Origin of the sequence: Janthinobacterium sp. JC611, assembly GCF_018682595.1 — a bacterium.
In the GTDB taxonomy this organism is placed as follows: domain Bacteria; phylum Pseudomonadota; class Gammaproteobacteria; order Burkholderiales; family Burkholderiaceae_D; genus Janthinobacterium.
The window spans coordinates 110,585-132,439 of sequence record NZ_JAFLJN010000081.1; the positions used below are offsets into that span (position 1 = coordinate 110,585).

General features: G+C 64.1%; 18 protein-coding genes. 10 read left to right on the forward strand and 8 right to left on the reverse strand.

All coding sequences use genetic code 11. From position 1 onward, the window contains the following. Window positions 1–25 precede the first annotated feature (25 nt). From J0O65_RS25970 to J0O65_RS25980, 3 genes are read right to left on the reverse strand one after another with little or no spacing between them, the layout of a single operon-like run. A complete protein-coding gene (locus J0O65_RS25970; protein WP_215410011.1) occupies window positions 26–997 on the reverse strand; it encodes a GGDEF domain-containing protein in 972 nt (323 codons plus the stop codon). Between the two features lie 5 nt (window positions 998–1,002). Beyond that, complete coding sequence (locus tag J0O65_RS25975; protein ID WP_215410012.1) at window positions 1,003–1,626, reverse strand: chemotaxis protein CheC; 624 nt, start codon at window positions 1,624–1,626, stop codon at window positions 1,003–1,005. Between the two features lie 2 nt (window positions 1,627–1,628). Further along, window positions 1,629–1,997 (reverse strand): response regulator, encoded by a 369-nt coding sequence (locus tag J0O65_RS25980; protein ID WP_215410013.1) that lies wholly within the window; start codon window positions 1,995–1,997, stop codon window positions 1,629–1,631. Between the two features lie 207 nt (window positions 1,998–2,204). Between J0O65_RS25980 and rpiA the strand changes: the two genes are divergently transcribed. Beyond that, a complete protein-coding gene (gene rpiA / locus J0O65_RS25985; RefSeq protein WP_215410014.1) occupies window positions 2,205–2,882 on the forward strand; it encodes a ribose-5-phosphate isomerase RpiA in 678 nt (225 codons plus the stop codon). A 36-nt stretch (window positions 2,883–2,918) separates the two neighbouring features. On the opposite strand, the gene J0O65_RS25990 is transcribed toward rpiA, so the two are convergent. Together J0O65_RS25990 and J0O65_RS25995 are read right to left on the reverse strand one after the other, a co-directional pair. Next, window positions 2,919–3,443 carry a DUF6622 family protein gene (locus J0O65_RS25990; RefSeq protein WP_215410015.1) on the reverse strand — a complete coding sequence of 175 codons (525 nt, stop codon included), beginning with the start codon at window positions 3,441–3,443 and terminating at the stop codon, window positions 2,919–2,921. A 178-nt stretch (window positions 3,444–3,621) separates the two neighbouring features. Further along, window positions 3,622–3,894, reverse strand: a complete 273-nt coding sequence (locus tag J0O65_RS25995; protein ID WP_034750797.1) for an oxidative damage protection protein — start codon at window positions 3,892–3,894, stop codon at window positions 3,622–3,624. Between the two features lie 219 nt (window positions 3,895–4,113). Here J0O65_RS25995 and kdsA point away from each other — a divergent pair, with 219 nt between their 5' ends. Further along, a complete protein-coding gene (kdsA, locus tag J0O65_RS26000; protein WP_034750794.1) occupies window positions 4,114–4,959 on the forward strand; it encodes a 3-deoxy-8-phosphooctulonate synthase in 846 nt (281 codons plus the stop codon). A gap of 47 nt (window positions 4,960–5,006) precedes the next feature. Here the strand turns inward: kdsA and argA are convergent, their stop codons facing one another. Next, window positions 5,007–6,317: an amino-acid N-acetyltransferase gene (gene argA, locus J0O65_RS26005; protein WP_046685875.1), complete on the reverse strand. Its 1,311-nt coding sequence runs from the start codon at window positions 6,315–6,317 to the stop codon at window positions 5,007–5,009. A 129-nt stretch (window positions 6,318–6,446) separates the two neighbouring features. Between argA and hrpA the strand changes: the two genes are divergently transcribed. Next, entirely contained in the window at window positions 6,447–10,604 is a 4,158-nt protein-coding gene (hrpA, locus tag J0O65_RS26010) for an ATP-dependent RNA helicase HrpA (RefSeq protein WP_251373999.1), read from the forward strand. Between the two features lie 254 nt (window positions 10,605–10,858). On the opposite strand, the gene J0O65_RS26015 is transcribed toward hrpA, so the two are convergent. Then, window positions 10,859–11,443: a PRC-barrel domain-containing protein gene (locus J0O65_RS26015; RefSeq protein WP_215410016.1), complete on the reverse strand. Its 585-nt coding sequence runs from the start codon at window positions 11,441–11,443 to the stop codon at window positions 10,859–10,861. Between the two features lie 238 nt (window positions 11,444–11,681). On the opposite strand from J0O65_RS26015, the gene J0O65_RS26020 reads away from it, so the two are divergent. The 3 genes from J0O65_RS26020 (at window position 11,682) to J0O65_RS26030 (ending at window position 16,509) form a co-directional block, all read left to right on the forward strand. Further along, on the forward strand, window positions 11,682–12,869 hold the full coding sequence (locus J0O65_RS26020; protein WP_215410017.1) for an extracellular catalytic domain type 1 short-chain-length polyhydroxyalkanoate depolymerase: 1,188 nt from the start codon (window positions 11,682–11,684) through the stop codon (window positions 12,867–12,869). A gap of 308 nt (window positions 12,870–13,177) precedes the next feature. Further along, window positions 13,178–14,392 (forward strand): MFS transporter, encoded by a 1,215-nt coding sequence (locus J0O65_RS26025; RefSeq protein WP_215410018.1) that lies wholly within the window; start codon window positions 13,178–13,180, stop codon window positions 14,390–14,392. Window positions 14,393–14,475: 83 nt separating this feature from the next. Further along, the gene (locus tag J0O65_RS26030) at window positions 14,476–16,509 is read left to right on the forward strand and encodes a GNAT family N-acetyltransferase (RefSeq protein ID WP_215410019.1); all 2,034 of its coding nucleotides are present in this window, start codon (window positions 14,476–14,478) and stop codon (window positions 16,507–16,509) included. A 53-nt stretch (window positions 16,510–16,562) separates the two neighbouring features. On the opposite strand, the gene J0O65_RS26035 is transcribed toward J0O65_RS26030, so the two are convergent. Next, window positions 16,563–17,828 carry a putative Na+/H+ antiporter gene (locus J0O65_RS26035; protein ID WP_215410020.1) on the reverse strand — a complete coding sequence of 422 codons (1,266 nt, stop codon included), beginning with the start codon at window positions 17,826–17,828 and terminating at the stop codon, window positions 16,563–16,565. A gap of 206 nt (window positions 17,829–18,034) precedes the next feature. Here J0O65_RS26035 and imuA point away from each other — a divergent pair, with 206 nt between their 5' ends. From imuA to J0O65_RS26055, 4 genes are all read left to right on the forward strand, one after another. Continuing rightward, on the forward strand, window positions 18,035–18,745 hold the full coding sequence (gene imuA, locus J0O65_RS26040; RefSeq protein ID WP_215410021.1) for a translesion DNA synthesis-associated protein ImuA: 711 nt from the start codon (window positions 18,035–18,037) through the stop codon (window positions 18,743–18,745). Continuing rightward, window positions 18,675–20,162, forward strand: coding sequence for a Y-family DNA polymerase (locus J0O65_RS26045; protein ID WP_215410022.1), 1,488 nt, complete (start codon window positions 18,675–18,677; stop codon window positions 20,160–20,162). Before imuA ends, J0O65_RS26045 begins: the two co-directional genes overlap by 71 nt. Window positions 20,163–20,241: 79 nt before the next feature. Continuing rightward, window positions 20,242–20,946 (forward strand): glutathione S-transferase N-terminal domain-containing protein, encoded by a 705-nt coding sequence (locus J0O65_RS26050; protein WP_215410023.1) that lies wholly within the window; start codon window positions 20,242–20,244, stop codon window positions 20,944–20,946. A 73-nt stretch (window positions 20,947–21,019) separates the two neighbouring features. After that, window positions 21,020–21,778, forward strand: coding sequence for an alpha/beta hydrolase family protein (locus J0O65_RS26055; RefSeq protein ID WP_215410024.1), 759 nt, complete (start codon window positions 21,020–21,022; stop codon window positions 21,776–21,778). Window positions 21,779–21,855 lie beyond the last annotated feature (77 nt).

Here is a 21,855-nt window from a genome sequence, read left to right on the forward strand (position 1 = left end):
AATCCTTTTCCCTGCGTTGCTTTTTTTATGGCGGTTGCACCATCACGCGGTTGCGCCCGGCGCCCTTGGCCAGGTACAGGGCGCGGTCGGCGGCGCCGATCAGGGCGGAGATGGCCAGCTGCTGCTGCGGTTGTTGGGTGGCGATGCCGATGCTGACCGTGACGTGCTTGACCTCGTTGCCCGTCTTGGCGTGCGCAATGCGCAGGCCGGCCGTGTGCCGGCGGATCGCCTCGGCCATGCGCAGCGCCTGCGCCGCGTCCGTGTCGGGCAGGATGGCGGCAAACTCTTCGCCGCCATAGCGGGCCAGCAGGTCGGTGGGGCGCTGCAGCATGGCGGCCAGCTCGGCCGCGACGCGGATCAGGCAATCATCGCCCTGCTGGTGGCCGTAATGGTCGTTGTAATCCTTGAAATGGTCGATATCGATCATCAGCAGCGACAGCGGGCTGCTGGTGCGCGTGGCGCGCCGCATTTCCTTCTCGATCGCCACGTCGAAGTGGCGGCGGTTGGCGATGCCCGTCAAGCCGTCGGAAAAGGTTTGCGAGCGCAAGACCATGGTCTGCTCGCGCAGCAGTTTTTCGCGCCCCACGGCGATGGTGACGTCATTGATCTGGATCAGGCAGTGGCGCGGCGCGCCGGGTAAATTGATGGGCGTGACGGCGATCGCTTGCTGCATGCGTTCCTCGCCATCGTTGCCGCCCGTGGCCGCGCCATGCGTGTACAGCGCAAACGGCGCCTTGTGCAGCGTTTGCGACAGCAGCGACTGGAAATTGTCGCGCAGGGCCTGGGTGATGGCCGAATCGATGCGCTTGTGCCGCATGTCCGGAAAGACGGCGAAAAAATCCTGGCCCAGCACGGTGTCGGCCTGGCGGGCCGAATGGCGCGCCATCCAGTGATTCCACAGCACGATGCGGTGCCGCTCGTCGAGCACGATGGCGCCCAGGTTCACGGCGCCGAGTATGCTCTCGAGCAGGGCGAGTCGGTGTAAGGCATCGGGCATGATCGTCACGCCTGTCCCAGGACCTTGGCCAGGTAGCGGCTGACCTGCTGTTTCAGGTCGTGCAAGGCGGACAGGTCGAGCACGAACGCCACATAGCCATGGATCTGGTGCTTGGACAGCACGAAGTCGATATGCAGCATCAGCACGACGGCGTCGTCCTGGCCGCCGAACGATGACAGGATTTCCGCGCTGGTGCCCACGTGGTACAAGGGCAGCGAGCCATGCAGTTCGCTGTCGAACAGGTTGGCCAGGGTCCCGACGCAGGAATTGAGGATGATGTTGCCGATCTCGCTCATCGCCTCCTGTTCCATTTCCGTCAGTTCCTGCAGCGGCATGGCGTCGCCCACCATCAGGCGCACGATTTCCAGGCTCTTATCTTCGGGAAACATCAGGATGGCTTCGGTGGCGAAGGCGCCATCGTAATGCTGGCTGACGCCACAGATGCGTTCGCCATCCTTCTTGCTGCCCAGCAAGGCGGCCGCATCGGCACGGTTCAGGAAGGTGATCGACGGCACCGACATGGTGACTTCTTCATTGACGATCTCGCTCATGGCCGCCGCCGCATGGCCCACTCCGATGTTGAATATCTCTACCAGGGCATCGTTCTCGAGTTCGGAGAGATTGACCATGCTCACAGTCCCAGTGATTCGATCAGCTGGTGGATGCGCGTTTCAGTGATCGGTTTTTCCATGAAACCCACGCCGAGTTCGCTGGCGCGGTTGCGGGTGGCGTTTTGCACATTCGCCGTGACGAGAATGATGTGCGTCCGCGGGCACAGCGTGCGCAATTGTTCCGCCGCCGCCATGCCGCCCATGCCGGGCATGTTGACATCCAGTAGTATCAGCACAGGGGTGACTGTCTTGACTTTTTCCAGGGCTTCCTCTCCCGTCGTCGCCTCAATTACTTGCCAGTCGGCATGTTTGCTGAGGATGAACTGATGCGACATCAAACGTGAAACCCGGCTGTCATCGACAACAAGTACCTGTTTACTGTGATTCATGTGCTATTCCTGAAACGTCATATCGGGGCTATCGTGCCATTTTCGCATATTTTAAAGGGCATAGAGTGTAAATGGACGCGCAATTGCCCTAGGGCAAGGATTTCCCCTTTGTCTGTTGTATCCGCTCGCATCATCGGTCATGATGGCCGGCTGACCGGGCTGGCAATCCGTTAAAATAGCGCCATTCCTCACTTTAGCCTGAATGCCATGACCCAAGACGAATTGAAGCAAGCCGTAGCCCGCGCCGCCATCACCTATGTAATCGACGGTGAAATCATTGGTGTCGGCACCGGTTCCACCGCCAACTTTTTCATCGATGAGCTGGCCAAGATCAAGGACCGCATCAAGGGGACGGTCGCGTCGTCCGAAGCGACGGCCGCCCGCCTGGCCGGCCATGGCATTCCCGTCTTCGACTTGAACGACGTCGAGTCGATCGCCGTCTACATCGACGGCGCCGATGAAATCACGGCCAGCGGCGCCATGATCAAGGGCGGCGGCGCGGCATTGACGCGTGAAAAGATTGTTGCTTCCGTATCGAAACAGTTCGTTTGCATCGCCGACGGCTCCAAACTGGTGGAAACCCTGGGCGCCTTCCCGCTGCCGGTGGAAGTGGTGCCGATGGCGCGCGCCGCCGTCTCGCGCCAGCTGGCCGCGCTGGGCGGTACGCCCCGTTTGCGCCTGAAGGCCGGCGGCACGGAAGCGTTCATTACCGACAACGGCGGCGAGATCATCGACGTGCTGGGCTTGCAGATTGCCGATCCGGTGGCGCTGGAACAGCAGATCAACCAGATCGTCGGCGTCATCGCCGTCGGCCTGTTCGCCGCGCGCGGCGCGAACGTCTGCCTGCTGGGCATGCCGGAAGGCGTGCGTACGCTGGCGTACTAAGATGATAGCCGGCGTTGGCCGGCGTTTGTACCTGTTTTACACGGCGGCCCCTTGCGGGCCGCTTGTCATGTGCGCCTGGCGGTACACGGCCACGGTGCGCAGCAGGCCGCCCAGGAAAATGCCGCTGAAGCAGCCATAGGCGAGGCAGACGGGCAGCATGAAGCCGCTCGCATGGGCATAGGCCGGCGCGATGGCCAGCGTCACTGCCACCGCATATTTCAGGCAGAAAATACTCATCATCAAGATCAACGGCGCCCAGCTGCCGGGACGCCGCACGCTGGCCCGCTGGGGAATGGCGACGATCTTGCGCGCATCGGTCAGCGACCAGGCCAGCGCCGCGCCGGCCAAGGCGCCCGCTGCCCAGGCGAACGGCGCCACGCCGGCCAGGCCGAAGCTGCCCTGCACGCCGCTCAGGGACAGGGCCAGCATGAGCAGGGGAATGATGCTCAGCTTGCGCAAGCTCACTTCGCGCGCGCGGCTGGCCAGCACGCCCCGGTAGACGAGAAAGCCCAGGATGGCCCAGACATAGAGGGGAGTGTGGCTGAATATCTGCTGCAACATGGTGTCCGCCTTGGAGTGAGGTTGTCGATGGGCGTACTGTGCCAGCCGGCGGCGCGGGCGGCGAGCAGACTGCGACGAAACGGGGAGGGATGGCCGTGAAACGGGTTCAGGCGGCGTGAAACGGGAGGGGATGAAACAGCCCGCGGCGCGGCGGCCACGGGCGGGAATGCTGAAAAACTTACTCGGTAGGCGGCACGTAGCCCATCGCGGCATCGGCGCCATCGCCGAAGAAATGCTTTTCCATCTGCGTGGCCAGGTATTTGCGGGCGCGCGCGTCGGCCAGGTTCAGGCGGTTTTCATTGACCAGCATGGTCTGATGCTTGAGCCAGGCGGCCCACGCTTCTTTCGACACGGATTCGTAAATTTTCTTGCCCAGTTCGCCCGGGTACGGCGGGAAATCCAGTCCTTCGGCTTCCTTGTTGAGTTTGATGCAGTGGATCGTGCGGGCCATCTGTGCTCCTGAATCAGTGTAGAGATAAAGCGTGATTATAAGGCACTTTGCGCCTGTCCTCGCGGGGCCGTCGCGGCCTGGCGACACGCCGTTTGCCGCGCCCTTGCGCTGGATCAAATTTGATCTGCGCCGCCCTAGCTAGTAAGATGGCTTATCGCGCCAGCCGCTGGCGGCGCCTCTTCCAAGCAAGTAGTAACAATTAACCAAGATGGAATCCCTATGACCTCAGTGAAAGTCCATGGCATCGATGTCAGCAATACAGGCAGCTTCGCGCTGTTTGGCGGCATCAACGTGCTCGAATCGCGCGATCTCGCCATGCGCGCCTGCGAAGAATATGTGCGCGTCACGCAAAAACTGGGTATTCCCTATGTGTTCAAGGCCAGCTTCGACAAGGCCAACCGTTCATCGATCCATTCCTACCGCGGCCCGGGCCTGGAAGAGGGCATGCGCATCTTCCAGGACGTGAAGGCGGCGTTCGGCGTGCCCGTGATTACCGACGTGCATGAGCCATGGCAGGCGCAGCAGGTGGCCGAAGTGGTCGACGTGCTGCAATTGCCGGCCTTCCTCGCGCGCCAGACGGACCTCGTCGTGGCCCTGGCGAAGACGGGCAAAGTCATCAACATCAAGAAGCCGCAATTTTTGAGTCCTGGCCAGATGGCCAATATCGTCGAGAAATTCAAGGAAGCGGGCAACGATCAATTGATCCTGTGCGACCGTGGCACCTGCCTCGGCTATGACAACCTGGTGGTCGACATGCTGGGCTTTGGCGTCATGAAAAAGACCTGCGATGACTTGCCGATCATCTTCGACGTCACGCATGCGCTGCAGCAGCGCGACCCCGGTGGCGCCGCTTCGGGCGGCCGCCGCCAGCAAGTGGCGGACCTGGCCCGCGCCGGCCTGGCCGTCGGCATCGCCGGCCTGTTCCTCGAAGCCCACCCTGATCCCGACAACGCCCGCTGCGACGGCCCCAGCGCCCTGCCGCTGGACCAGCTCGAACCGTTCCTGGCGCAATTGAAGGCGCTCGACGACCTGGTGAAATCGTTCGCCCCGCTGAACATCAAATAAGGATGTGTCAGTAAAGAAAAAGCCCGGCATGCCGGGCTTTTTCAGTTTTACAGTGTCTTGATGAGTACTTGGGATTTGCGCTGCCAGTTATACATATGCTGGCGATCCTTCGGCAAATCGTCGACCGTGGCCGGCACGAAACCGCGTTTCTTGAACCAGTGCGAGGTGCGCGTGGTCAGCACGAACAGTTTGTTCAGGCCGGCGGCACGGGCGCGGTTTTCCATGTGTTTCAGGATGCGCTCGCCGTCGCCCTGGGCTTGCACTTCCGGATTGACCGTCAGGCACGCCATTTCCGCCATCTTTTGCGCCGGGAACGGGTACAGGGCGGCGCAGCCGAAGATCACGCCATCATGCTCGATGACGGAGAAATAATCGATTTCGCGCTCGATCAGCTCGCGGCCCCGCTTGACCAGCGTGCCGTCCGCTTCCAGCGGTTCGATCAGTTTGATGATGCCGCCCACGTCCTCGATGGTGGCCTGGCGCAGGCTTTCCAGGTTTTCATGGCTGATCATGGTGCCCACGCCATCATGGGTGAACAATTCCAGCAGAGCGGAACCATCCATCGAGAACGGCACGATGTGCGAGCGCTCGACGCCGTTGTGGCATGCCTTGACGCAATGTTTCAGGTAAAACGCCGTGGCGTCGGGCAGGAAGCCGGCCATCAGCACGGCTTCGGCCTGGTGCGACGACAGTTCGCGGATTTCCACGCCCGTGGCGTCTTCCATCATCGGCGTTTCCGTGATGAAAATCAGCTTGTCCGCATGCAGGGCGATGGCGGCGCTGCACGCCACGTCTTCCATGGTGAGATTGAACGCTTCGCCGGTGGGCGAGAAGCCCAGCGGCGACAGCAGCACCAGGCCATCCGAACCGAGGATGGAATGGATGGTTTCGGCGTCGACCTTGCGCGTGATGCCCGTCAGTTCCAGGTCCACGCCATCGATCACGCCCAGCGGGCGCGCCGTGATGAAGTTGCCGGAAATGATACGGATGGCCGCATGCGACATGGGCGTGTTCGGCAAGCCCTGGCTGAAGGCGGCCTCGATATCGAGGCGCAGCTCGCCGGCGGCTTCCTTCGCGCATTCCAGCGCGGCGATGTCCGTGATGCGCACGCCGTTGTGGAAGCGGCCTTCGACGTTACGCAAGGCCAGTTGTTCCGCCACCTGCGGCCGCGAGCCGTAGACGACGGTGACATTGATGTCCAGCGCATGCAGCAGGGACAAATCATGGGCCAGCACCTGCAGCGCCCCGGCGCTGACGAGTTCACCGGGGAAGGCGACCACGAAGGTCTTGCCGCGAAAGGCGTGGATGTAGGGCGCGACGGAGCGCAGCCATTGGACGAATTGGGTAGGGTTTTCCATTAAGCGCATTATAATTCGCTGCGCGATGTGCGCGCTTAAAATACCTGTAAAAAAACAATGTCTTCAGCCAGCAATAAGTCTTCCCCTCTTTCCAACGTTGCAAACGTGCCCGCCAGCGGCGATGTTGCCATGCCTGCCGCCACGCCTGCGCAGGGCCGCCAGCGCCCGCCCGTGAGCCAGCAAAGGCAGCAGCCGCCGCGCGCGGAACAGCAGAAACAGCAACAGCAGCAGCGATCGGGAGAGGGCAGGCCCCAGGCCGCGCGCCCGCCGCGCGAGGGGCAGGAAAGCCGCGAAGCCCGCGATGCGGCCCGCGCCGCGCGCGAGGCGGAAAAGGCGTTTCGCAACCCGCTGCCGCCGATCACGTATCCGGAAGACTTGCCCGTCTCGGGCCGGCGCGAAGAGATCGCCAAGGCCTTGCTGGAAAACCAGGTCATCATCGTCTCGGGCGAGACGGGTTCCGGCAAGACGACCCAATTGCCGAAGATTTGCCTGGAACTGGGACGCGGGCAGAAGGGCTTGATTGGCCACACGCAGCCGCGCCGTATCGCCGCCTCGTCGACGGCCAAGCGCATCGCGCAGGAGCTGGGCACGCCGCTGGGCGAGACGGTCGGCTTCAAGGTGCGTTTTGCCGACACCTTGACGAAGGGGGCGTCCGTCAAGCTGATGACGGACGGTATCTTGCTGGCCGAGACGCAGACCGATCCGTTGTTGAAAAACTACGACACCATCATCATCGATGAAGCGCATGAACGCAGCCTGAACATCGATTTCCTGCTCGGCTACCTGAAGCAGCTGCTGCCGCGCCGGCCCGACCTGAAAATCATCATCACCTCGGCCACCATCGATGCCGAGCGCTTCGCGCGCCATTTCGGCACGCCGGAAAAACCGGCGCCCGTGATCGAAGTGTCGGGCCGTCTGTACCAGGTGGAAGTGCGCTATCGCCCCGTGGAACGCGAACAGGTGGCCATGCCGGGTGCCGGCGCGGGTAATAGCGGCGCCGACAAGCCGGGCCAGCGCACGGCCGCCGCGCGCGAAAAGCGCGACCTGATGGATGCCGTCGTCGATGGCGTGGAAGAACTGTGCCGCATCGGCTCGGGCGACGTGCTGGTGTTCTTGCCGGGCGAGCGCGAAATCCGCGACTGCGCCGAAGCGCTGCGCAAGCACCATCCGCCGCACGTGGAAATCCTGCCCCTGTTCGCCCGCCTGTCGGCCGAGGAGCAGGAGAGGGTGTTCAAGACCAGCAATGCGCGCCGCATCGTGCTGGCCACCAACGTGGCGGAAACGTCGCTGACCGTGCCCGGCATCCGCTACGTGGTCGACGCGGGCCTGGCGCGCGTGAAACGCTACAGTTATCGCAACAAGGTCGAGCAGCTGCAGGTCGAGCCGATCGCCCAGTCGGCCGCCAACCAGCGCGCCGGGCGTTGCGGCCGCGTGGCCGATGGCGTGTGCATCCGCCTGTACGAAGAGCAGGATTATTTGCTGCGCCCGAAATTCACGGAACCGGAAATTCTGCGCTCCTCGCTGGCGGCCGTCATCCTGCGCATGAAGTCGCTGCACCTGACGGACGTGGAAACCTTCCCTTTCATCGAGCCGCCGCTGGCGCGTGCCATCGCCGACGGTTATCAATTGCTGCAGGAACTCGGCGCCGTCGATGACGTGAACAAGCTTACGCCGCTGGGCAACAAGCTGGCCAAGCTGCCCCTGGACCCGCGCGTGGGCCGCATGATCCTGGCCGCGCTCGATAACGCGTGTCTGACGGAAGTGCTGATCGTCGCCTCGGCCCTGTCCGTGCAAGACCCGCGCGACCGCCCGATGGAGCACCAGCAGGCGGCCGACGAGGCGCACAAGAAATTCGCCGATGAGAAGTCGGAATTCCTCAGCTACCTGAAGATCTGGCGCTGGTTCGAATCCGCCATCGAGCACAAGAAAACCAACCGCCAACTGCAGGACAATTGCCGCACGAATTTCCTGTCGCAGATGCGCTTGCGCGAATGGCGCGACGTACATTCGCAGCTGCTGACCATCGTCAAGGAGCAGGGTTGGCGCTTGAATGAGGCGCCGGCCACTTACGACAACCTGCACATGGCCCTGCTGACCGGTTTGCTGGGCAATATCGGCTTCAAGGGCGAGGACGAGCCGGGCGCGGGCTACCTGGGCGCGCGCGGCATCAAGTTCCATATCTGGCCCGGTTCCTCGCTGCTGAAAAAGCCGGGCAAGTGGATCATGGCGGCCGAACTGGTCGACACGACGCGCCTGTACGCGCGCTGCGTGGCGCAGATCCAGCCCGAATGGCTGGAAAAAGTGGGCGTGCATCTGCTGAAGAAATCGTGGGGCGAACCGCGCTGGGAAAAACGCTCGGCGCAGGTGACGGCGTCCGAACGCGCGACTTTATACGGCCTGGTGGTGTACAGCCAGCGGCGCATCAATTACGGCAATTTCAACTTGCCGGAAGCGCGCGAAATCTTCATTCGCGACGCCCTCGTGGGCGGCGACTTCGACACGCGCGCGCCGTTCTTTGCGCACAACCACAAGCTGATCAAGGACATCGAAAACCTCGAACACAAGTCGCGCCGCCTGGACGTGCTGGTCGACGATGAGCTGATCGCCGCCTTCTACGACAAGCTGCTGCCGGCCGACGTGTGCAACGGCGCCGGTTTCGAGAAGTGGCACAAGGAAGCGACGCGCGAGAATCCGAAGCTGCTGTACCTGAACCGCGAAGAGCTGATGCGCCACGAGGCGGCCGGCGTGACGACGGATCTGTTCCCGAAAACCATGTCGGTGACGGGCCTGGAAATGGGCCTGACGTACCACTTCGAACCGGGCAGTGTGCGCGATGGCGTGACGTTATCGGTGCCGCTGTATGCCTTGAACCAGCTGCCGCGCGAGCGCTGCGAATGGCTGGTGCCGGGCATGCTGAAGGAAAAAGTGCATCTGCTATTAAAATCCTTGCCGCAAAAGCTGCGCCGCCACTGCGTGCCGCTGCCCGACTATGCGGCGAAATTCTGCGAGCGCGTGCACGCGGCGGGCGTGTTCGGCCGCGGCGATCTTGTAGACGCCATCATCGCGGACATCCGCACGCAGATCACGATCAACGTGCTGACGACGGACTTCAAGCCGGAAACCTTGCCCGCCCATCACTTCATGAATTTCAAGGTGATCGACGAGCATGGCCGCCAGCTGGACATGGGCCGCAACCTGGCCACCCTGCAGGCGGAATTCGGCGGCCAGGCGCGCCAGAGTTTCCAGAAACTGGCCGAGGTGTCGGGCGTGTCCGGCGCGGGCACGCCGGGTGCCAAGGTAGCGGGCGCGCAAGTGGCGTCGCGGCTGCAGGCGCAAGCGCAGGGCGCCGCCGCAGCGACAGGCAAGGGCGCGCCGGCCAAGGGCGCAGCTAACGCCGCTGCCGCAGCACCGGCGTCAAGCAATGCCACCGTGTCGCAGCACATGGGCTTGACGGGCTGGACCTTTGGCGAATTGCCGGAGTTGCTGGAAATCGTGCAGGGCAAGCTGACCCTGATCGGCTTCCCCGCCCTGGTCGACAAGGGTACGCATTGCGACCTGGAAGTGTTTGACGATCCGACCGTGGCCGCGCGCACGCACAAGGTCGGTTTGCGCCGATTGTTCGCGCTGCAAATGAAGGAGCAGATCAAATACGTCGAGAAAAGCATCCCTGGCCTGCAGCAGATGGGCATGCAATTCATGGCCCTCGGTTCGCAGGAAGAGTTGCGCGAGCAAATCATCAACAAGGCGCTCGACATCGCCTGCCTGCAAGATCCGCTGCCGCTGGACGCCGCCTCGTTCGCCAAGCGCCAGGCGGAGGGCAAGTCGCGCCTGGTGTTGCTGGTCAATGAAATCGCCCGGTTGCTGTCGCAGGTGCTGACGGAATTCCACGGCTTGCCCAAGCGCCTGCAGAATATCCCCACGGCGGCAGCCACCGATATCCAGGCGCAGCTGCAGGGCCTCGTGCATAAACGCTTCCTGACGGAAAACGAGTACACGCAGCTGGCGCATTTCCCCCGCTATTTGAAGGCGATCAACGTGCGCCTGGAAAAGCTGCGCGCCGACCCCGCGCGCGACACCAAGTTGATGGCCGAATGGCAATCGGCTGCCGCTCCCTACTTGCGCCAGACCAGGGACCGCCAGGCCGGCAAGAACACGGACCCGAAGCTGGTCGACTTCCGCTGGATGCTGGAAGAGCTGCGCGTGTCCCTGTTCGCGCAGGAATTGCGCACGCCGATGCCGGTGTCGGCCAAGCGTTTGCAAAAAGTATGGGAGTCGATGCAGCGGTGATAGTACCTCTATAAACCTCGCTTAGCTCACTATCGCGTCGGCGTTGCTCACCGGCTCGGCGCCCCCTTACAGAGTACGGTTGCGCTACTCAACGCAATATTGAGCTTGCTCGCTACGGTTTCTAGAGGCACCGTGACACTAACGATGGGCGGCTATAGTCGCTTGTTCGCTAAATTCTGAAGCGTTTTCTGCCGGATTAGCAGAGCCGCCGAGGCGAAGCGCCGCGTACTCTGCGCTACTTAAGACCTTTCTCGTTAACTACGCTTATCCATCTTGTCATCGCCGAGCGCCGAACGCGAGCCCAGGTCGCCCTGGCTGCTGCCCGTGCCGGCGCGGCTGCCGCTCATCGAGGTGCCGGACATGCTGCCGGTGCTGCCCGATTGCAGGCTGGCGCCGCCACGCAGGTCGCCGCCGGATTGCGTGCGGCTGCCCGCCATGCTGCCGTAGCGCGCACCGCTGCCATAGAACGCTTCCATCTGCTGGTTCCAGGCATCGCTGCCCATGTCGGGCCAGTTGTTCTTGTCGAAACCGGGAGCGTCTTTCAGCAAGTCTTTGTCCACGTTCAGGAGGAAGCGTTTGTTGACGGTGTCCAGGGTCAGGCGTTCCCAGGGCACGGCAAACAGCTTGTCGCCCATGCCCAGAATGCCGCCGAAGGACAGGACGGCGTAGGCGATCTGGCCGGTACGCATGTCGAGCATGATTTCCTTGATGTCGCCCAGCTCCTCGTCGTTGTGATTGTAGACTTCGTCCCCGATCAGGGTGTCGGCCCCCATCAGGGCAGGCCCCGGGCCGTCGTGGTGGCGGTACATGCCCAGGATGTCGCGGTCCAGATAGCTCATGGTGTTCTCTCCTCTTGTGAGTGCTGATCGAGCATCCAGATTAAGCATACGCACCGGGTCGCGCTTGATCTGTCTCAATGGTGCCAGCGGCACTTTTATAAGCGTGCAAATGCACGGTGCTGGCCGCCAATTGCGGTACTCTATGCTTTCTATGGAGGAGGCCGCACATGCTGACGATGCAACGCTGCACAGGGATGAACTTGCGGTACGCTCCACCATGGCGCGCGCGCGACTTGCCATGGTGAAGCCCGCCACCACATGGCTGCGCGGGCTATTGCGTGCCGGTAAGGCGCAGCAGCGCACGGCGAGCCAGCTGGCCAAGGTGCTGTTCGGGCCCGTGCCGGCCAAGCCCAAGGCCAAATCCGGCAGCAAGACGGCGGCCAAGGCCAGGCCGACGCCGCGCGCCAGGCCCGCCAGCGAGGCCGTGCCCGCCCTGGCGCCGTTTGCCGCGCCCCTGTCGCCGCCGCGCGTGCGCAAGCGAACGGCGCCCCCGCCGGGCAAGTGGCTGGCCGCCCACTATGCGCCGTTGCCGGAACTGGGACAGTTGCCGGGCCGGCGCCTGCCGTATTTTCTGTACCTGCCCGACAAGGCGCCAAGCGCCGCCATGCGCAGCCGGGGCCGGCCGCTGCTGGTGATGCTGCACGGCTGCGAACAGAGCGCCACGCAGTTTGCCGAGGGCACGCGCATGAACCGCCTGGCCGAGCGCAAGGGCTATGCCGTGCTGTATCCGCAGCAATCGTTGCGCTCGCATGCGCGCCGTTGCTGGAAGTGGTACGACAAGCTGACGCAGGAGGGCGGCGGCGACGTGCGCCTGATCGTCGGCGCCATCGGGCAGGTGGCGGTCCGCCATGCGATCGATCGCGCGCGCATCTATATCTGCGGCATTTCCGCCGGCGCCGGCATGGCGCATATCGTGGCCCTGAACCATCCCCATCTGTTTGCCGCGCTGGGCCTGCATTCCGGGCCCGTGTTTGGCGCCGGGCATAACCTGATCGGCGCGCTGGGCGTGATGCAGCATGGCGCGGCCGCCCGCATGGACGCGGCCATCGATGAAGTGCTGGCGCGCCAGCCCGCGTTTCCCCGCCTGCCCACGATCTTGCTGCAAGGGCTGGCCGACAAGGTGGTGCGGCCCATTAACCAGGCGCAGCTGGTGCGCCAGAGCGTGCGCGTCAACCGCCTGCCGTTCGATACCGTGGTGACGGCGCAGCGCCTGCCGGGCGGCGCGGCGGGCGGGCGCAATCCGGCCCATGCGTACGCCTTGCACGACTATCAGGTGGGCAAGGACGTGCTGCTGCGCGTGGCGCAGGTCGAGCACCTCGAACACGCGTGGAGCGGCGGCGACGCCAGCCTGCCGTTCAATGACAAGGCCAAGCCCGACGCCAGCAGGATGCTGCTCGATTTCTTCGCCAGCCACCGCCGCCGGTAAGCCGCCGTGCCGCGCGCCGCAACGGCGCGGCAGGCACTGGTACGCATCGATCTTGCCTTCCTCGCAGGACCGCTGCCGCGCGCCGGCACGCTGGCCGCGCCCATTTCAGCACAGATACCCCATCTCGCGGCACCACGGTCTTTGCTTAAGTGGTATTGCTGCGGTATTTAAAAATCACAAAAACAGGCGCTAAAAATACTAACTGGTATACAATTGGTACACGTTTTCAGTGTCGAACCGTGCCAGCCGTCCCATGCCCCGACGGCCGGCATGCACTGACGGCAGCCACCCACGTTACGGAACGCGCCATGTCCATCAAGTCCAAGCAGTTGCTGTGGTTTTTTGCGTTTTTCCTCGTCTTTGAACTGAATATCTATCTGTCCAACGACATGATCATGCCGGCGATGCTGGGCATCGTCGGCGAGTTCCGGGCGGAGGAAAAATTCGTCCCCTTGTCGCTGAGCCTGTATCTGCTGGGCGGCAGTTCCCTGCAGATTTTCCTGGGCCCCCTGGCCGACATCATCGGCAAGCGCAAGCTCGTGCTCACCGGCAATACCTTGTTCCTGCTGGCCACGGTGGCCGTGCCATTTACCGCCTCGATCGAGCAGTTTCTCGCCGTGCGTTTCATCCAGGGCATGGGCTGCTGCTTCATCTTCGTCGGCTATGCCATGATCCATGAACTGTTCGACGACATGGCCGCCGTCAAGCTGAGCAGCATCCTGTCGAGCACCACCATCCTCGCGCCGCTGGCCGGCCCCATCCTCGGCAGCGCCATCATCAGCCGGCTGGACTGGCGCTACATCTTTTTTCTCTCGGGCCTGCTGGCGCTGCTGTCCTTGCTGGGCCTGTTCAAGACCATGCCGCGCGCGGCACCCAAGGTCGCGCGCCCGGATCTTGCCGCCATCGTGCGCAGCTATGCGGCCATTTTCAGCAACAAGCGCTTCATGTTCGGCATGTTTACGGCCGGGCTGGCCACCGTGCCCCTGACGGCCTGGATCGGCTTTTCGCCCCTCTTCGTGCTGCAGGACATGGGCGCGTCCTACGCCACGTATATCGCGCTGCAATGCGTGATTTTGTCCGGCTTTGTTCTCAGCAGCATCGCCATCCAGCGCCTGCGCCAGGATTTCCCCCTCGTTTCCCTGCTGCGCCTGGGCGGTCTGATCGCGGCCGCCGGCATGCTGGGCGCCGCTGCGGGCCGCCATCACGTCGACGTGTTTGCGGCCTGCATGTTCGTCTATTCCATCGGCTTCGGCCTGTTCAACGGCGCCCTGATCCGCAGCGCGCTCACGGCCAGCAAGGAATCGATGACCTTGACGACGGCCGCCATGAGCTTGCTGTACTGCATTTATTTGTCCGCCTGGCTGCAGCTGTACAACGTGCTGTGCCAGCGCTTCGGCTATGCGCTGGAAACGTATGCGCTGCTCAATATCCCCGTCATCGTGGTCATCGCCGCCTGCCTGCTGCTGTTTACGCGCGGCATGGCGGGGCGCCGGGAAAGCGAGGTGCTGCTGGCCCGGCACTGATGGCGCAACGATGCGCATGTTGTCGACCTTGTTTTACCTCTTGCGACGTTTATTGACACTCTCCTGCGGAAAATGGTGCGCCCATGAAAATAGATGACCTGGCCTCGAAACACGATCAAGCAAAGATTTTCAACCTGGAATACGAGTTCCGCATCAACCGGCTGAAACTCGATTACATCACCCTGGCCGATGTGCGGCCGGCCGGCAGCGATCTGGCGCAATTGGCCGCGGAGCACCAGGCGGGTATCGCCGCCCTGCGCAGCTTCGTCGCCCTGAACTTCAACCATTTCAATGCCGCAAGCTGCTCTTCGCTCAGCTGCATCCCCACGCGCGCGCTCGGCGACGACGAGCGCTATCTGCACCGCATCTGGATGGGCGGGCCGTTGCCGGCCATCGCAGCCGAAGCGATCCAGCAGTGGGGCGCGGCGCTCGACGAGGTGCGGCGCAACGGCGGCGCGCCATATGTCTCCATCCTGTGGGTGTGGGATGCGCAGCAGCTGCGCAATGACGAGCGCTTCAGCGCCACGGGCGGCGCCGGGCGCTACACGATAGGCCGCTACGCCATCGGCGGCACGACCTTGCACATCAACTCGCTGCGCGCGCTGGCGCTGGATTTCGCGCCAGCCCGCTTCGGCATACTCGACACCCTGCACACGCAGCGCTACTTCGCCACCTTGTCCGATTATTTCCGCATCCTCATCATGTGCGAATACGGCGGCATGTATATGGATGTCGATACGATCCCGCATAATCCGGCGACGATTTTCCTGATGCAGCCGGAAGTGCCCGATTATTTCCAGCGCAGCGATGATGGCAGCGAAGAGCGCCGGCATGTCAGCTGGATGAATCTGTTTCTCGATGAAACGGGCATGCTGATCGCCAAGAAGAACGACGCCGCGCTGCGCGTGATCCAGCGCAATGTGAACCTCGCCTATGCGGGCATCGCTGCGCAGGTCCCCCGTTCCTGTCCGCAATTCGAGGCACGGCTGTTTGGCCAGTTCTATGCCGAATGGAAGAAAAACCTGGGCGTGACCGTGCTCAGCCATGCCGAGTTCTACCAGCGCTACTGCGTGCTGTATGACGGCGCGCGGGAAGCGGTGGCGGGCGGCATCCGCGGCATGCGGCTGCTGGACGATATCATTACCGACATGCACATTCCCTTGAGCGACGAGGAACGGCGCGCATATGCCCGCTGCGTGGCGCGGCTCGATGAAATCGGCTGGCAGCTCGACGATCCCCTGAGCCTGCCCGACATCGTCGACGTGTTCGACATCGAGGAAGTGCCGCGCATGGCGTATGCGGCCCAGCTGCGGGCGGACATCGAGCATTTCCACTATTACTCGGTGCTGTCGGACGACCCGCAGCTCGATCGCGTGAATGCCGTTTTTTGCCGCTACCTGCTGGCCCACCGTTCGCAGCATATCGCCGCCGGCAATTTCTGGCGCCCCACCGTGGGCCGCCACGGCAGCCGCATGCCGGCCGCCGGCGATGCCGCGCCGTTGGCCGACGAGTTGCAGGCGGGCCTGCTGTCGCATGCGCCGCTCACGCTGGTGGCGGGCGAGCTGCTGGGCGACGAGGAAAAGAACCGCATGGCCAAATTGCTGTTTGCCACCAGCTACCTCGAATACTGCTCGTTCGGCAATAAACTCAATCTGCAATTCGTCGAGTTGCAGCGGCGGCAGAACATCGACCCCTACCTGGCGCATATCCACGGCCTGCATGACGAGGACGGGCGCTTCATCGGCTTTTTCACGGCCGCGACGATGGCCGAGTTCCAGGCCTGCGGCGCCGTCTCGTATTACCGCGACGACATGAAGGCGCTCGACGATGCGTATGACGCCTTCGTGCTCGCGCATGCGCGCGCCGACGACTGTTTCGTCAGCAGCCTGGCCATCGACGAGAAATACCGGGGCCAGGGTTTATTCAGGCAGATGTTCCATGAGATCCGCGACCTGGCCAGCCGCAAGGGCTGCGCGCGCATCACCCTGACGGTGTGGGAAAAGAGCGAAGCGCTGCAAGTGTATCTGCACAAGGGTTTTCGCAGCGTGGGCACGTTCGACTATGCCTACAGCCTGTTCTATGACCGGCTGCATTTTCTCGTGTACGAGGGCAACTGAGGAGGGAAACTGAGGCAGAGCAGGGGCGGCCGGCAGCCGCCCCGTGAGCAGTCTTACAGGGCCAGGAAGGCCAGGCCCGCCACGGCGGTGGGCAGCAGGGCGCCGGCCAGCAGGCCGACGGCGCCGATCGATTCATCCTTGAAGCCGCGGCGCAGCAGGGCCACGCCGGCCGGGTTCGGCGCATTGGCGATGACGGTCAGGCCGCCGCCAGCCACGGCGCCGGCCATCAGCATGTATTTCGCTTCGTCCGTCATGCCGACGATCAGCGAGCCGAGGTAGGTGAGGGCGGCATTGTCGGTAATCGCCGTCAAGCCCAGCGCGCCGAAGAACAGGGCCAGCGGCTTCAGGCTCGAGACGATGGGCTGCAACCACCATTGCTGCATGCCGCCCAGCACCACCAGGCCGCCGAGGAAGAAGCCGACCAGCAAGCCTTCCTTGAGGATCAGCGGGCTTTGATAGCGCTCATACGCCTGCACAAAGCCGAGGAAGAACAGGAACAGGCCGATGAACAGCACGGGATGGTGCGCCAGGGTGACCACGCCGGCCAGCACGATCATGTGCACGAGGCTGACGGCCAGCGGCACTTTTGGCGCTTCCACGTCGCCGGCTTTCGGCTTGATGTCGGCGGTGTTGCTGTGCAGGTATTTGCGCAGCAAGATGCTCACGCCCGTGGCATTGACCAGCACGGCGATGGCCGCCTTCCAGCCGAAGTGGGTGGCCATGTAGGCGCTATCCCAGTTCCACGTGGTGGCCACCATCAGCACGGGCGGCGCCGCGTACGAGGTGAGCGTGCCGCCGATGGAAACGTTGACGAACAGCACGCCCAGCGCGCCGTATTTCAGCCATTCAGGGATGCCCGGGCGGAAGATTTGCGGCGCCAGCATCAGCGCGGCCAGGGTCATGGCGGCCGGTTCCGTGATCAGGGAGCCCGTCAGGGGCACGAGCGCCAGGCCCAGCCAGACGAGGGCCAGTTCCGTGCGCAGCGGCATCACGCGCGCCACGCCTTTCAACAGGCGCTGCACGGCGTCGAGCACGGGGCGCGAGGCGGCCACGACCATGACGACAAAGACGAACAGCGGTTCCGTGTAATGGCGCGACTCGGCATACTCGATGGCCGCATCGCTGCCCGAGACGAAGGCCATGATGATGATCAGGATGAAGGCCCAGAAGCCGAACACGACTTCCACTTCGCCCAGCAAGTGCAGCAAGCCAGCATGGCGGGGATGGCGCCGCGACAATGTTTCAAACGACTTGGCGGCGAAGGTGTGGATGAGCGCAAGGCCGAAGACGATGGCGCTGATGAGTTGGATGGTGGTCAAATGCGTTTCCTTATGGACGGAGGAAGCCGCCCGGTGCATTGCCGAGCGGTAAGGAGAGTGCTTATGGTACAGCAATCGATGCCAAAAACGGGGTTTTTCGGACATGGCGGGACGGCCTGCGGGAAAGCGCCGAGCAGATAAGCCTTGCCAAAAGCGGAGCTGGATAGTACTGTACATGCATACAGTATTTATCTTCATATTCAATTATGCAACATTCCGAATTGATGGCCGCGCCGGAAGCCTTGCACCCGTCTTTATGGCGCGCATCGCAGCTGGGCCAGGGCGCCACGCGCTGCCTGGACACGGGCTTTGCCGCCCTGTCCGCGCAACTGCCCGGCGGCGGCTGGCCCAGCGGCAGCCTCATCGATCTGCTGGTGCAACAGCCGGGCAGCGGCGAATTGCGCCTGCTGGCGCCCGCACTGGCGCAGCTGCCGGGCTTGCCCATCGTGCTGCTGCAACCGCCGCATCCGCCGCAGGCGCTGGCCCTGGCCGCGCAGGGCCTGGCGCCGTCGCAACTGCTGTGGCTCAAGAGCGCCGGCAGCAAGGATGCCTTGTGGGCGGCGGAAAACATTTTGCGCAGCGGCACGTGCGGCGCCTTGCTGTTCTGGCAATCGCACGTGCGCGCCGACAGCCTGCGCCGCCTGCACCTGGCCGCGCAGTCCGGCAACACCCTGTTCTGCATGCTGCGCCCCTTGCACGGCGCGCAGGATGCGTCGCCTGCGCCGCTGCGCCTGTCCGTGCGCCCGGCCGCCGGCGGCATCGAGATCGGCTTCATCAAGCGTCGGGGACCGCAGCGCGACGCGCCCCTGTTCCTGCCCCTGCAACCACCTTCTTTACTGCTGCGTCATGCGACTCTGGATCGGCCTGTGCCTGCCCCGGCTCCCGCTCGAAGTGTTCTGCCCGCGCTGGTCGGCTGACATGCTCGGCGTGGTGCTGGAGCAGGAGCAAGTGATGGCGCTGTCGCCGCTGGCGCGGGCGGCCGGCGTCAAGCCGGGCATGCGCCGCGCGGGCGCCCTGATGCTGGCGCCGCAGGCGCGCCTGCACGAACGTTCGCCGGAGCTGGAAGCGCAAGCCCTGCAGGCGGTGGCGCTGGCGCTGCTGCAATACTCGCCGCTGGTGGCGCAGGGCGAGGAAGCGACCCTGCTGGTCGATGCGGGCGCCAGCCTGCGCCTGTTCGGCGGCGTGCGCGCCCTGTGCCGGCACATCGCGGCCAGCTTGCGCGCGCTCGGCTACACGGCCCAGCTGTCGTGCGCCCCCACGGCGCGCGGCGCCTGGCTGCTGGCGCGCGCCGGCACGCGCCGGGGCCGCGTGCTGGGCATGCAGAGTCTCGTGCGCCGTCTCGACCTCCTGCCGTGCGCCTTGCTGCCGCCCGCGCGCCCTTACCTCGACTGGTTCGATGGCATCGGTTGCCGCACCCTGGGGCAGTTGCGCCACTTGCCCCGGCCCGGCCTGCAGCGCCGCTGCGGCGCGGCCCTGCTGGACATGCTCGACGAGGCGCATGGACACGGCACGGAATTGTTCGTGTGGCTCGAAGCGCCGCTCACCTTCCGCGCCAGCCTGGAATTGTTCGACCGCGTGGAGCACGCCGACGCGCTGCTGTTCGGCGCGCGCCGGCTGCTGCAGCAAATGACGGGCTGGCTGTGCGCGCGCCAATTTGCCGTCGAGCGCATCCAGTTGCTGCTGGCGCACGAGCGGGGCAGGGTGGCGCGCCCGCCCACCGTCATCGACCTGGCCTTGGGCGAAGCCGTCTGGCGCGACGAGCACCTGGTGCGCTTGCTCAAGGAGCGCCTGGCGCAGCTGGCGCTGGACGCGCCCGTGATCGGCCTCACCCTGGAAGCGCTGCAGGTGCAGCCGATGGCGCCGCCCAGCGAGAGCCTGTTCCCCGAGCCGGGCGGCACGCCGCAGGAACGCCAGCGCCTGCTGGAATTGCTGGTGGCGCGCCTGGGTAGCGAGAATGTCTTGCAGGCCGCGCCGCGCGCCGATTACCGGCCCGAAGCGGCCAACCAGTGGCTGCCGCTGCCGGCCAGGGCCAGCGGGAAAAGCGCGCCACCCGACTTGCCGCCCGGCTTGCCCGGCATGCCCCGTCCCGGCTGGCTGCTGGCCCAGCCCATCGCCCTCTTGATGCGCGAACACCGGCCGTTTTATGGCTCGCCTTTGAAAATGGTGTCCGTGGCCGAACGCATTGAGGCGGGCTGGTGGGGCCAGTCGCAGGCGCGCGATTATTTCATCGCCGAAGGACTCGACCACGCCCATTACTGGGTCTACCGCGAACGCGTCGCCGGCAGCGGCGAGGATGCCGCGCCGCGCTGGTTCCTGCATGGCTTGTTTGGCTGAAGGGCTGTCCTGCTGAAATTGCCATGCTTGGCTATACTTGCTTGCTTGTGCCGCGTCATCCACTTCATTAAGGATTTTCATGTCCCAACTTTCCGACTTCCCCATCACCGAGAAATGGCCTGCCCGGCATCCCGAGCGCCTGCAGCTGTATTCGCTGCCGACGCCGAACGGCATCAAGGTCTCCATCCTGCTGGAAGAGCTGGGCCTGGCGTACGAGCCGCACCTGGTCAGCTTCGAGCGGAACGACCAGCTGTCGCCCGCCTTCCTGTCCCTCAATCCGAACAACAAGATTCCCGCCATCCTCGACCCCGACGGCCCCGGTGGCAAGCCGCTGGCCCTGTTCGAGTCGGGCGCCATCCTGCTGTACCTGGCCGAGAAGACGGGCAAGTTCATCCCGCAGGACGCGGGCTTGCGCTATGAAACGATCCAATGGCTGATGTTCCAGATGGGCGGTATCGGCCCCATGTTCGGCCAGGTGGGTTTCTTCCACAAATTCGCCGGCAAGGACTACGCAGACAAGCGTCCGCTGGAACGCTATCTGGGTGAAGCGAAGCGCCTGTTGGGCGTGCTCGAGCAGCGCCTGCAGGGCCGCGACTGGATCATGGGTAGCCAGTACACGATTGCCGACATCGCCATCTTCCCGTGGGTGCGCTGCCTGGTGGGCTTCTATGGCGCCGGCGAGCTCGTCGGGTTTGCCCATTTCCCGAACGTGCAGCGCGCGCTGGACGCCTTCCTTGCCCGTCCCGCCGTCATCAAGGGGATCGACATCCCGCAACGCGGATAAAACAGGCGGCGGCCGGGCGGCGCTACAATGCGCCTTCGGCCGCCCTGTGCGGCAGCTTGAGACTTGACACTGTATGAAATCCACCCGGCAAGATTTTCCCGGCGCGCACGGCCATGTGCTGGCGGCGCGGCTCGATGCCCCCGACGGCGCCATCCGCGCCTACGCGCTGTTTGCCCACTGCTTTACCTGCGGCAAGGACGTGCTGGCCGCGCGGCGCATCGCGCAAGGCTTGACGGAACACGGCATCGCCGTGCTGCGCTTCGACTTCACGGGGCTGGGCGCCAGCGAAGGGGAGTTCGCCGCCACCAATTTCTCGTCGAACGTGGACGACCTGGTCGCCGCCGCCGACTTTTTGCGGGCCAGGCATGCCGCGCCGCAATTGCTGATCGGCCATAGCCTGGGCGGCGCCGCCGTGCTGGCCGCCGCCGCGCAAGTGCCGGAAGCCACCGCCATCGCCACCCTGGCCGCACCGAGCACGCCCGCGTATGTGACGCGCATGTTCAGCGCACACCTGGAGCAAATCGCCGCCGAGGGCGAGGCGCTGGTGCGGCTGGAAGGGCGGCCTTTCCGCATCCGCCAGCAATTCGTCGACGACGCGGGCAGCCACAGCTTGAAGGAGCACATCGCCGGCCTGCGCCGCGCCCTGCTGGTGATGCATGCACCGAACGACACGACGGTGAGCCTGTCGAACGCGATGGATATCTTTACGGCCGCGAAGCACCCGAAAAGCTTCGTTTCGCTCGACGACGCCGACCACTTGCTGACGGGGCGCGATGACGCGGCGTATGTCGCCAACGTCATCGCCGCGTGGAGCGCGCGTTATTTGAACTAAGCTGAACTAAGCTGTCGCCCATGAAAAACGCCGTACCGGCAAGTCGCGGGTACGGCGCAGATGGGGGAAGAAAGAGG

Bases quoted from the DNA above. Each gene is read 5' to 3' on its own strand.
- J0O65_RS25970 (WP_215410011.1), bottom strand. From the start codon at position 997: ATGCCCGATGCCTTACACCGACTCGCCCTGCTCGAGAGCATACTCGGC.
- J0O65_RS25975 (WP_215410012.1), bottom strand. From the start codon at position 1,626: ATGGTCAATCTCTCCGAACTCGAGAACGATGCCCTGGTAGAGATATTC.
- J0O65_RS25980 (WP_215410013.1), bottom strand. From the start codon at position 1,997: ATGAATCACAGTAAACAGGTACTTGTTGTCGATGACAGCCGGGTTTCA.
- rpiA (WP_215410014.1), top strand. From the start codon at position 2,205: ATGACCCAAGACGAATTGAAGCAAGCCGTAGCCCGCGCCGCCATCACC.
- J0O65_RS25990 (WP_215410015.1), bottom strand. From the start codon at position 3,443: ATGTTGCAGCAGATATTCAGCCACACTCCCCTCTATGTCTGGGCCATC.
- J0O65_RS25995 (WP_034750797.1), bottom strand. From the start codon at position 3,894: ATGGCCCGCACGATCCACTGCATCAAACTCAACAAGGAAGCCGAAGGA.
- kdsA (WP_034750794.1), top strand. From the start codon at position 4,114: ATGACCTCAGTGAAAGTCCATGGCATCGATGTCAGCAATACAGGCAGC.
- argA (WP_046685875.1), bottom strand. From the start codon at position 6,317: ATGGAAAACCCTACCCAATTCGTCCAATGGCTGCGCTCCGTCGCGCCC.
- hrpA (WP_251373999.1), top strand. From the start codon at position 6,447: ATGCCTGCCGCCACGCCTGCGCAGGGCCGCCAGCGCCCGCCCGTGAGC.
- J0O65_RS26015 (WP_215410016.1), bottom strand. From the start codon at position 11,443: ATGAGCTATCTGGACCGCGACATCCTGGGCATGTACCGCCACCACGAC.
- J0O65_RS26020 (WP_215410017.1), top strand. From the start codon at position 11,682: ATGGTGAAGCCCGCCACCACATGGCTGCGCGGGCTATTGCGTGCCGGT.
- J0O65_RS26025 (WP_215410018.1), top strand. From the start codon at position 13,178: ATGTCCATCAAGTCCAAGCAGTTGCTGTGGTTTTTTGCGTTTTTCCTC.
- J0O65_RS26030 (WP_215410019.1), top strand. From the start codon at position 14,476: ATGAAAATAGATGACCTGGCCTCGAAACACGATCAAGCAAAGATTTTC.
- imuA (WP_215410021.1), top strand. From the start codon at position 18,035: ATGCAACATTCCGAATTGATGGCCGCGCCGGAAGCCTTGCACCCGTCT.
- J0O65_RS26045 (WP_215410022.1), top strand. From the start codon at position 18,675: ATGCGACTCTGGATCGGCCTGTGCCTGCCCCGGCTCCCGCTCGAAGTG.
- J0O65_RS26050 (WP_215410023.1), top strand. From the start codon at position 20,242: ATGTCCCAACTTTCCGACTTCCCCATCACCGAGAAATGGCCTGCCCGG.
- J0O65_RS26055 (WP_215410024.1), top strand. From the start codon at position 21,020: ATGAAATCCACCCGGCAAGATTTTCCCGGCGCGCACGGCCATGTGCTG.